The sequence below is a fragment of the Acinetobacter sp. AOR34_HL genome (assembly GCF_027854795.1).
In the GTDB taxonomy this organism is placed as follows: Bacteria; Pseudomonadota; Gammaproteobacteria; order Pseudomonadales; family Moraxellaceae; genus Acinetobacter; species Acinetobacter junii.
The window spans coordinates 1-10,059 of the sequence record NZ_JAKTID010000048.1; the positions used below are offsets into that span (position 1 = coordinate 1).

The window sequence follows — 10,059 nt, forward strand, 5'->3', positions numbered from 1 at the left end:
TTTTAAGGTCACTCTTTGTGCCTGATAAAAAATGGCGAAAACAAGAAGAACCTCAATTGAGGTTCATCTTGTGATATTTGTGGGACAGCAGTGGCATCGTGTGCCATTGTCCGAAGAAGCAATGAGTTTGCTTGAGTCTATTCAGCCATATACTCAACCACAAGATTTCATTTTTCCAGCACCTCGAAATGGTGCAATGCTTTCAGATATGTCCTTAGCCACCTTGATCAAACGAATGCATGAACAGAAGCTTAAAGAAAATGGCTTAGGCTATATTGACCCCAAACAAAATCGGGTGATTACAACCCATGGGTTTCGTTCCACATTCCGTGATTGGTCAGCCGACAAAACAGACTACGCTAGAGAAGTCTGTGAGCATGTGCTTGCACATAAGCTACCAGACGAAGTTGAAGCAGCATATTTACGCGGAGCCTATCTAGAAAAGCGAAAAGGCATAATGACTGCTTGGGCAAAGTACTGTTGCCAAAATTAGGCTTTGTTGCACAAAGATTTGATATGCAAAGCGCCCCTAATTGAGTCAAATTTAAGGCGTAACTTGGGTAAGTGGTCGACCTAATTACGTAAATCTGTTGAGGACTGCTACACGTGCATGCATCTCGTTGACTTGGCTATCAAAATTCCGAGCACTGAGTTTATCTCTTAATAATTTAATGCAATGCATCTTAGTTTCTACCAAACTGCGGCGATGATAGCCTGACCATTTTTTCCATAGTGTCCTGCCTAAACGTTTAACTGTTCGAAGTAATTCATTTCGCTCTAGCGAGCTACTCTTTGTATCTTTCCATGGTTTCGCATTTTTTCTAGGTGGAATCACCGCATGCGCTTGCCGATCTGCAATGACCTGACGGCATTGCTTGGTGTCATAAGCTCCAACGGTATAAACAGAGTCAATCTGCTCATCTTGTGGAATCTGATTAAGTAAATCACCAAGCACCTGTGAATCACTGACATTATTGATTGTAAGCTGAACTGCTCGTATTTGTAGGGTTTTGGCATCTATACCAATATGTAGTTTACGCCATTGGCGACGGTATTCAGGCTGATGCTTCTTACGCTTCCATTCGCCTTCACCTAAAAATTTTAAACCCGTTGAGTCGATGAGTAGATGCAGCCCATCACGACTTTTCTGGTAGCTAATTTGAATATCAATATACTTTTGTCTTCTACAAAGCGTCGTGAAGTCTGGTGTTGTCCAATCTAATCCGCAAAGTTTAATTAAGCTTTGAACAAAACCAGTAACCATGCGTAAAGTGAGGCCAAATAGAGATTTGATCATCAAACAGCATTGAAGCGCCATGTCGGAGTAGGTTTGATTTCGCCCTTGTTTGCCTTGAGGTTCTGCATACTATTGTGTTTTTGGATCGAACCAAATGGCAATATTCGCACGATTAATGAGAGCTCGGTTATATGCGGGCCAATTGGTTGTACGATAAATTTTGTGTAGGCTTATTCATCTGAGAATTATATTGCCGCAGAAGCCCTTAAGAACAGCTTTGTGCAACAAAGCCATATTAATTACAAAAGGTTGTTGATTCATTTTGGCTACCCTATGTTTTTTAACAATATTGGAGATTTGATGCAGCCGAAAGTTGAGACTATTCAGCTGACTGATAATTAAGCCAATGATGATAATGTTGAGGATATATGCAGAGGTGTAACGTTTAATTGTTGAATCAGATGATCAGCAATAAACTCAGCATCTTTAGCAACATCCATAAAGCGTCCTGAACCCCATGTGTTTAACCAAGGTAAACCAATAAAGCTTACTTCAGGGTCAACGGTAATACCGCGATCATGTTTGGGATATCCATTTGTTTGAAATATATCTAAATCAATCCAAGAATAGTCTGGTCTAAATCCGATACACCAAATGATTGAAGTGATGTTCTCTTCAACTAAATCAATATGGGTAATTTCCTGTTCTGGCTGCCAAAGTGGCTGATATACAGATGCTGGCTCTTCAGTAACAATATTATTTTTCTCTATATAGTTATCAATAGAGGCATTAATACGATTGTAAGTTGCATCTGCCATGTCTAGGTTCTGGATTAAATCTGGACGGAAGACAAACTGACCTTCCTTATAGTCCTCAAATCTTCCAAGCAATCGCATACCTTCTAATGCAAATTTACGTAGATCAATATCACGACCACCATCTCGCCCAGTCACATAATGATTAGTGCTGTTACGAACCTCTTCACTATATCGGTGATCTTTGACAGTTGTTTCGTAATAACCCATTTCATAAAGCCACTTCACTACGTCTTTACCACGATAAAAACGCGCACAGCGTGGTGCATCTCCCGTAGAAAGATAGACCTTTTTACCTGCCAAATGTAGATCTTCTGCAATTTGGGCACCTGATTGTCCTGAACCGACAACCAAAACATTACCTTCAGGTAACTGTTCCACATTAAAATATTGTTCTGAATGCATTACCAACACTTGTTCAGGGACTTGATCACTTAGTTTTGGATAAATTGGAGTGTGATAACCACCAGCCGCTACAACTAATTGTTTAGCAGTAGCTGTGCCTAAACTAGTTTCAATTTCAAAGTGTTGAGGTGCAATTTTAGCAACATGCTTAACCTGAACATTTAATAAAACTGGTGGATTCAGTTTTTCAATGAAGTCGTCGAGATATTCAACAATTTCATTTTTTTTCATAAATCCATCAGGGTCATTACCGTTATATGGATGCTCTGGAAGCAAACATTGCCAATTGGGGGTAACCAAAGTGAAATTATCCCACCGTTTACTGCGCCAGCTATGGGTCAACTCTGATTCTTTTTCTAGAATCACATGATCAATCCCTGCTTTTTGTAAATAATGACTGATACATAACCCTGCCTGGCCACCACCAACAATCACGACGTCATAATTTGGTTGTAAATCTTGAATTTGCATATTAAACATCATGTTCCCCTTATTCATTGTGCATTTCAGTAATTTCAATTTGGTCTTCGTCTTTTAAGGCGAATAAGTTAGCTTGGCGTTTAATCGTGGATAGACTGTCCATGGCTGAACTACATGCAAAGCCATAACGTACTCGTACTCGTTCTGATGCAGCTGATAACCCATCTTCAGCCAACTTTAAAAACTGTATTGCTGGATATGAATGTCCTTTAGCTAGATATTCATAAATCACCGTGGATGGAGAGTAATATTGAATCAGCTCACCATTTGGCCATTTCACGGTAAAATTTACACTTGGCATAATGTTGGCTCCTGTTGCTGTACATGTAGGGAAAGATGGGAAAATGGAGCTTGTGCAAGGACTTTTTGATAATTCAGCCCAGTAAAAGCCTGTTGTTGAAAATCCCAAAAAATCTGTTGCTCATTCTGCTGCTGAATCTGTACCTTGCCAGAATTTGTGACCTCACCAATCACCGCACAATCAATATCTTGTGAAGCAAATAATTCAATGATGTCCTCACATTCTTCGCTATCGGCAGTCAGTAAGAAGCCATAACTTGGGAAAATTTGAAGCCATTTCAACCAATCTGTATGTTGCGGTTTCGGAATCTTATCTAACCAAAGATTCGCTCCTGATCCCGTTGCCTCAAGTAGCATTAACAAACTGCCTAAAATTCCTGCATTACTGATGTCGCGTGCCGCATACGCGAGATGCTGTTCTGCAATTTCGGGCAATACTTCCAACTGAGTCTTTAAAACCGCAGCAGGAACATGTTCAAAACATTTCCAATAGGTGGTTTGCTCATGGAATTTGCCCTGCATATTCAGTGCAATTAATATCTTCTGCCCCGCTTGAACATGGAAGACCGAGAGCAAATGATTCGCCAATCCTTGTATGGCAACGGAGAGCGTAGGTTGAAAATCTGTATGAATATTGGTGTGTCCACCCACAAGCTTTACGCCATAGGCATCACAAGCTGCTTGCATGCCAGCAAATAACTGTTGACCACTTTGTGTATCGGTATGCCAATAACTATTCACCACAGTTAAAGCTCGCCCACCCATTGCTGCAATGTCGCTCACATTTGCCATCACCGCAGACCATCCTGCAAAATAAGGGTGCTTAGCCACAAAACTTGGTAGCATTCCTTCGCAAGCATTCAATAAATATTGTTCACCGAATTGCATCGCAGCAGCATCATCCGCAGGTAATGCATATAAATCTTGTATAGTGTGAATGTTCAGATTCAACTGCGATTTAATCGCATGAATATCTTGCTTAGACTGCATTGCTGGCGTGATTTGCAGTTGTGGGAGTAGTTCTGAAAGTCTCATCAGCAGACCTCCCTATAGCTATAAGCTTGCATCACCACATGTTGTAATGGGTAATTTTCAACTTGAGCCTGCATGAGCACATGCGGAATATTTGCAACATTCAGCTCATCTACAGTGTCCCAACACAACTTTTGAAAATAACGTTCGTTCTGTTGCTGAACCGTCGCAAGGAATGTGGTACAGCCTAAATTTTTGGCAGTGGATACGGCTGCATTAATCAGCGCTTTACCAATAGCATGATGATGGCGGTATAATGGCTCTACACATAAACGCCCACCCCACCATGTATTTGCTCCATTCGGGAAGATCCGCACTGCACCTATGACATGATCATGCTCACCAAACATTTGCCCAATCGCAACAATACCTAGAGCTTTAAAGTCATATTCATCACGGTCTTCTTTTAGAATCTTTTGTTCATCGCGAAAAGTTGCCTCTCGCAGGCGATAATATTGACGACGTTCCCAGTCTTCAGTGACCACCTTGATAACAATGTCATCTGTGACAAACTGTTTAAGGTCTTCATTTAATTCTATTAACCATGGATAACCAGAAAGTTGCATACTGTTTCTCCTACTCATAAGCTTTCAGTGAAGAACATGCTCCACATTTGGCACAACCCGCTTGAGTGTCTTCCGAGTTAAGCCCATGTAGACGGAGTTGCTCACCAATTTTTGGATAGAGTGCCTGCATAAAGGCTTGCTCAGGTTTTGAATGATGTTCAAGTGCTGTTCCCTGAATTGGTACAAATGGCACTACAAACGGATAAACGCCCATCTCGGTCAAGTTGGCAGTCATTTCAATGATTTCTTTTTCTGTATCGCCTAGCCCAGCTAAGATATAGGTACTTACTTGCCCCCGACCAAATACCTCAACTGCCGCCTTAAATGCTGCAAAATATGTATTAATTGAAACTTCTGCTTTACCCGGCATAATTTTATGACGTACCCGATCACTCACCGCTTCAAGATGCATACCAATTGACACCGCACCTGCATCTTTTAACTTTTGAAACCATGCAAAATCATCGGGTGGCTCACATTGCACTTGTATAGGCAAATTCACTTCAGCCAGAATAGCTTTCACACTGTCATATAAAATCTCTGCTCCACGATCAGGCGTATTCGGTGTGCCAGTGGTAATGACCATTTGCTGTACACCATCAAGTTCCACAGCTGCTTTTGCAACTTCTGCGAGCTGTTCAGGACGTTTCCGAATTAAAGTACGACCACTTTTTAAAGATTGGTCAATCGAACAAAATTGACAAGCCGTAGCTTTATCATTCATACGAATGCAATGTTGTAACACTGTTGTTGCCAAGACATCGTGGCTATGCAAAGTTGCAATTTGCTCATATGGAATACCTTCGTCTGTAGTTAAGTCATAAAACTTTGGACGAGATGGGGCTGTTAATGTTGCTACAGGAATCCGGTTTTTAAATACGATCACTTGGTCAGAATCTGGATCAGCTTTGGCACTGTATGGAGACTCTTGTGCAGCTAGATTCAACACTGGAATCATCATCGTCTGCCCATCTAGGCTGAGTGCCTTATGATCACTTGGCCCTGCACCGCCTTTACGAGATAGACCAAATTCACCATCCCATTTCAGACCGTTACATTGCAAATCAGTCAAAAGTTGTATTGCAGACATACTCACCCCTCTCTATAGAATTGGTTTAATAAGGCTTAAACCTGCTCTTCCGTAAATCTGGAAATCTTTTCAAGATTTGTTAAATCTGAAGATTCGACTTTAAGTTTATGTAGTACCTGTGTCGGACGACGATCAATCAATAAACTTAATAATTCTGGACGGCTATAATGACCAACCGAATCCATCATGCGTTTACGTTTATCAATTAATGAAAAGTCTAAGTCAGCGATACAATAACCTTCACCCTGAGTAACAGGTTCGGCTAGAAATTTCCCTTCAGGCGATACAATAGCAGTGAAGCATCCACCTGAAATTGGACCAATTTCACAACCAGTGTCTTTCATAATTTGTTGTTGTTGCTCAGGATGTAGCCATGCCGTCGCATTAACTACGAAACAACCTGACTCCAAAGCATGGTGCTGAATAGTGGCACTGATCTGATCAGCGAACACCTGTCCGACTAATGAACCAGGGAACATGGCAGCATGAATCTGTTCTCCATCTGCCATTAAGGCAAAACGTGCCAAAGGGTTATAATGCTCCCAGCATGCCAGTGACCCAATACGCCCGACAGCAGAATCAATCGCACGCAACCCACTGCCATCGCCTTGTCCCCACACCATACGTTCATGATAAGTTGGGGTAATTTTTCGACGATGCTGAATGATTGAACCATCAGCATCAAATAACAGCTGTGCGTTGTAGATTGTTCCACCCGCGCGCTCATTAATCCCAATAGAAACCACCATTTTTGCTTCAGCACAGGCTTGACCAATCGCAAAGGTTGCTTCAGAAGGAACAACCACAGATTCATTGAGAAGCTTTAAATGTTCCTTACCCATTGCAAACGGTGGTTGTACAAAAGAAAAGTAAGGGTAATAAGGCACAACGGTTTCAGGAAAAACAGCAAACTGTACGCCTTGTTTACCTAGCTCTAAAATCGTATTACAGATTTTTTGTACGGTTTCCTTTTGGCTATAAAGCACTGGACTACACTGTACTGCTGCTGCTTTTACAATCTGATTCATGTCTTATTCCCCTTTCTTAAATCTTTAAACAGTCCAAGTATCAATGATCAGTGCATTGTCACGACGCATCAGTAATTTCAAGTCCATTACATCTAAAGGATTGATTGGACGAATCCCTGGCATTAATGCTTTTTCGGTTTGACCATATAGCGCTTGTAATGCGAATCGGCAGGCATAAACTTCACCACCTTCTTCCATAAAGGCTTTAAGCTGATTATTGACCGCCAAATGTCCAGGAAAAGCTTCAGCACCTAAAGTTGGGAAACCACGTTGCACACCTAACTGCACACCTGGACCATAAAGCAGGATTTTGGTTTCAAAACCTTTGCGTAATAAACGTTTGGCTTGGAGGACATTAACTAAACCAATAGACCCTTCAAAAGCTACAGTGTGGAATGTCACTAATGCTTTTTCGCCTGGCTGCGCTTTTACATCTTCAAAGACCTTTTCTTCATAATCGACAAGAAAATCACCATCTTTGTATTGTTCAATATCAACTTGTGGCATAGTAGCTCCTCGTTTTATCCTATTTACAATCAACCATTGTTTGGTTTGAATGTTTTATTGCGAGAGCTGTGCCAAGTTCTATTTTTTGGTAGAGATTAATTCTTATACCATTGAAATATAATAATTAATATTTTTAAAACGGCTATTTTAGGTGATAAATATAATTCTGGAAGGCTATGATTTTTCGTAGTATTATGAAATTTCATAACCTATTCTATGAAATTTCGTAGCATGAATAATACTGACTTCATTTCCGATTGGGTAACTACTGAGAATTCAATTCGCCCACTTGCCTTTGAACACACTTCTCAAGCCTTACTCGTTTTAGACCCACATCAAAATCAGTTTATTGATGTAAATATTAGTGCTACGAAATTACTCCGCTATGAACGCCACGAATTGATTCAAAAGACCGTCACCTCTATTTTTGGTCATTTTAGTCAACTACCAAACTTAGTGGCGTTTACAGAAGAAACACTTGCTAAAGGCTATGCATGGAATAATGAGCTATATGCTTTTGATAAAAATGGAGAAAAAATTCAATTCGATGTCAGCTCTGTTTCAATCCCATATAAGAATAAGACTCTGCTCATTTGGTCCTTAGTCGATGTCAAAGACTTAGAGCTACGTCAACTGAATAAAAATGCAGATAAAGTCATTCGTGCAGGGCTTAAAGAATGGCAAGCTCTACAAGAACTTTTTATTGATTCTGACACTGGCAAGCATTTGCTGCTAAGCTCAGTAGGTGATGGAATTTATAGTATCGATAAACAAGGATTATGTACCTTTATAAATCCCGTTGGCGCGAGAATGCTAGGTTTAAAACCAGAAGATGTACTTGGTAAAAATATCCATAAAATACATCATCATACTCATGAAAATGGCACACATTATCCTGTCGAGGAGTGCCCAATATATGCGGCTGTACATGATGGTGTAGTGCATGAGGGGATACAAGAAATTTTCTGGCGACGTGATGGCAGTTTTTTTCCTGTTGAATTTACAAGTACCCCAATTATCCGTGATAGCGAGATCATTGGTGCAGTTGTAGTCTTTAGAGATATTAGCGAACGCTTAAATACAGAAAAGCAACTTACCCATGCTCTCAACGAACTCCAAGACTTGAAAAGTCGACTAGAACAACAAAATGAATATTTGCAGGAAGAAATATTACAAGAGAACCAATATCATGAAATTGTAGGAAATAGTGCCTCTATTTTACAAATCATTGAAAAAATTAAAGTAGTTGCTTCTACTGATGCCAATGTCATGATCTATGGTGAATCGGGTACAGGAAAGGAACTAATTGCACGTGCAATCCATCAATCTAGTCATCGTAAACAACAACCTCTTATACGTGTTAACTGTGCAGCCATTCCCTCAGAGTTGTTTGAAAGTGAATTTTTCGGTCATGTAAAAGGTGCATTTACAGGTGCTGTCCGTGATCGAGCTGGTCGATTTGAACTTGCAGATCAAGGAACCTTATTTCTAGATGAAATTGGTGAAATCCCACTAGAATTACAAAGTAAATTATTAAGAGTATTACAAGAAGGAACATTTGAACGAATTGGTGAGGAAAAAACTCGCCACGTCGATGTTAGGATTATTGCAGCGACTAATCGTAATCTCAAAGAAGAAGTTAAGCTCAAAAATTTCCGTGAAGACTTATACTTCCGCTTGAATGTATTTCCCATTTACTCTCCTGCATTACGTGATCGAAAAGAAGATATCCCTCTTTTGGTTAGCCATTTTTCGAAACTGATTTGTGAAAAACGCAAAGTCAATTATTTACCTTTTTCACAAAAACATATTTTAGAATTACAACAATATGAATGGCCTGGAAATATTCGAGAGCTACAAAATGTAATTGAGCGAGCAATGATTACTGCAAAACAAGGCGCTATTTCATTTAAATATTTATTTGAACAAGATTTACTACACGGAAACAAATCATCATCTAAGAGTGCAGAAAATTTTTCAGCTCAACAGATCATAACAATCCAGCAATTAAAAGATTTAGAAATTAGAAATCTAAATTTAGCCATTAAACAATGTGATGGAAAAATCTTTGGTGAAAATGGAGCAGCAACGCTTTTAGGAATTAACCCCACTACACTCATTTCTAAACTCAAAAAACTAGAGATAAAGTATTAAGACGACGTTGCTTAAATGAAATAATTCAGTCTGCAAACCCAATTCATCCTAAATTGCAGCTTTAACTAATTTAGCTTAGGGCTTAGGAAGTTAAAGAGGATTGTTACGGAGTAATTTAAGCAAATCGAGATATAAATTACCGTTCCGATGATTGAAGCGATACTCCGTTTCTTTAAGATGCAAATAAAACATCTTTTTGTCAATTCCATTAAACTTGACGAGTCGCTTTTTAGCATATCCCCAGAATGATTCTATGCTGTTAATATGACGCTCCCCGCATGCAAATTCGTTGTCCCCATGATTCACTCTTAAATGTTTGTCAAAACCAATATCAACTAAACCATCATAGGCTCTCCATCCATCTGTATTGATCACAGAATCAAGCTCTATATGCCCCCGAATAATACCCTGTAGCGTAGCTTTGGAGCAATCAGGCACAATTTCT

9 protein-coding genes and 2 pseudogenes are annotated in these 10,059 nt (G+C 39.8%); 2 read left to right on the forward strand and 9 right to left on the reverse strand.

What is annotated here, in order from left to right; translation table 11 throughout:
* Positions 1–94: 94 nt before the first annotated feature.
* Positions 95–493 (forward strand): annotated as a pseudogene (locus MKL32_RS08390) (tyrosine-type recombinase/integrase); the annotation flags it as partial.
* A gap of 84 nt (positions 494–577) precedes the next feature.
* On the opposite strand, the pseudogene MKL32_RS08395 reads toward MKL32_RS08390, so the two are convergent.
* From MKL32_RS08395 to MKL32_RS08430, 8 genes and pseudogenes are all read right to left on the reverse strand, one after another.
* A pseudogene (locus tag MKL32_RS08395) lies at positions 578–1,475 on the reverse strand (IS5 family transposase).
* Between the two features lie 160 nt (positions 1,476–1,635).
* A complete protein-coding gene (locus MKL32_RS08400; RefSeq protein WP_270900390.1) occupies positions 1,636–2,937 on the reverse strand; it encodes an MSMEG_0569 family flavin-dependent oxidoreductase in 1,302 nt (433 codons plus the stop codon).
* A gap of 10 nt (positions 2,938–2,947) precedes the next feature.
* Positions 2,948–3,238 (reverse strand): MSMEG_0570 family nitrogen starvation response protein, encoded by a 291-nt coding sequence (locus MKL32_RS08405; protein WP_008941947.1) that lies wholly within the window; start codon positions 3,236–3,238, stop codon positions 2,948–2,950.
* The gene (locus tag MKL32_RS08410) at positions 3,226–4,272 is read right to left on the reverse strand and encodes a sll0787 family AIR synthase-like protein (RefSeq protein ID WP_126132474.1); all 1,047 of its coding nucleotides are present in this window, start codon (positions 4,270–4,272) and stop codon (positions 3,226–3,228) included. Before MKL32_RS08410 ends, MKL32_RS08405 begins: the two co-directional genes overlap by 13 nt.
* Positions 4,272–4,835 carry an MSMEG_0567/Sll0786 family nitrogen starvation N-acetyltransferase gene (locus MKL32_RS08415; protein ID WP_126132473.1) on the reverse strand — a complete coding sequence of 188 codons (564 nt, stop codon included), beginning with the start codon at positions 4,833–4,835 and terminating at the stop codon, positions 4,272–4,274. The genes MKL32_RS08410 and MKL32_RS08415 overlap by 1 nt, the downstream gene beginning before the upstream one ends.
* 10 nt (positions 4,836–4,845) lie before the next feature.
* Positions 4,846–5,925 carry an MSMEG_0568 family radical SAM protein gene (locus tag MKL32_RS08420; RefSeq protein ID WP_126132472.1) on the reverse strand — a complete coding sequence of 360 codons (1,080 nt, stop codon included), beginning with the start codon at positions 5,923–5,925 and terminating at the stop codon, positions 4,846–4,848.
* Between the two features lie 35 nt (positions 5,926–5,960).
* Positions 5,961–6,953, reverse strand: a complete 993-nt coding sequence (locus MKL32_RS08425) for a Nit6803 family nitrilase (protein WP_270900391.1) — start codon at positions 6,951–6,953, stop codon at positions 5,961–5,963.
* Between the two features lie 24 nt (positions 6,954–6,977).
* Entirely contained in the window at positions 6,978–7,460 is a 483-nt protein-coding gene (locus MKL32_RS08430) for an MSMEG_0572/Sll0783 family nitrogen starvation response protein (RefSeq protein WP_204379396.1), read from the reverse strand.
* A gap of 216 nt (positions 7,461–7,676) precedes the next feature.
* On the opposite strand from MKL32_RS08430, the gene MKL32_RS08435 reads away from it, so the two are divergent.
* Positions 7,677–9,614: a sigma 54-interacting transcriptional regulator gene (locus MKL32_RS08435; RefSeq protein WP_270900392.1), complete on the forward strand. Its 1,938-nt coding sequence runs from the start codon at positions 7,677–7,679 to the stop codon at positions 9,612–9,614.
* A 90-nt stretch (positions 9,615–9,704) separates the two neighbouring features.
* Here the strand turns inward: MKL32_RS08435 and MKL32_RS08440 are convergent.
* A partial coding sequence (locus MKL32_RS08440; protein WP_270900393.1) for an IS1595 family transposase occupies positions 9,705–10,059 on the reverse strand: 355 nt, incomplete at its 5' end.

What these genes read in the sequence shown, in the direction of transcription:
- MKL32_RS08400 (WP_270900390.1), bottom strand. Translation starts at nt 2,937, where the DNA reads ATGTTTAATATGCAAATTCAAGATTTACAACCAAATTATGACGTCGTG.
- MKL32_RS08405 (WP_008941947.1), bottom strand. Translation starts at nt 3,238, where the DNA reads ATGCCAAGTGTAAATTTTACCGTGAAATGGCCAAATGGTGAGCTGATT.
- MKL32_RS08410 (WP_126132474.1), bottom strand. Translation starts at nt 4,272, where the DNA reads ATGAGACTTTCAGAACTACTCCCACAACTGCAAATCACGCCAGCAATG.
- MKL32_RS08415 (WP_126132473.1), bottom strand. Translation starts at nt 4,835, where the DNA reads ATGCAACTTTCTGGTTATCCATGGTTAATAGAATTAAATGAAGACCTT.
- MKL32_RS08420 (WP_126132472.1), bottom strand. Translation starts at nt 5,925, where the DNA reads ATGTCTGCAATACAACTTTTGACTGATTTGCAATGTAACGGTCTGAAA.
- MKL32_RS08425 (WP_270900391.1), bottom strand. Translation starts at nt 6,953, where the DNA reads ATGAATCAGATTGTAAAAGCAGCAGCAGTACAGTGTAGTCCAGTGCTT.
- MKL32_RS08430 (WP_204379396.1), bottom strand. Translation starts at nt 7,460, where the DNA reads ATGCCACAAGTTGATATTGAACAATACAAAGATGGTGATTTTCTTGTC.
- MKL32_RS08435 (WP_270900392.1), top strand. Translation starts at nt 7,677, where the DNA reads ATGAAATTTCGTAGCATGAATAATACTGACTTCATTTCCGATTGGGTA.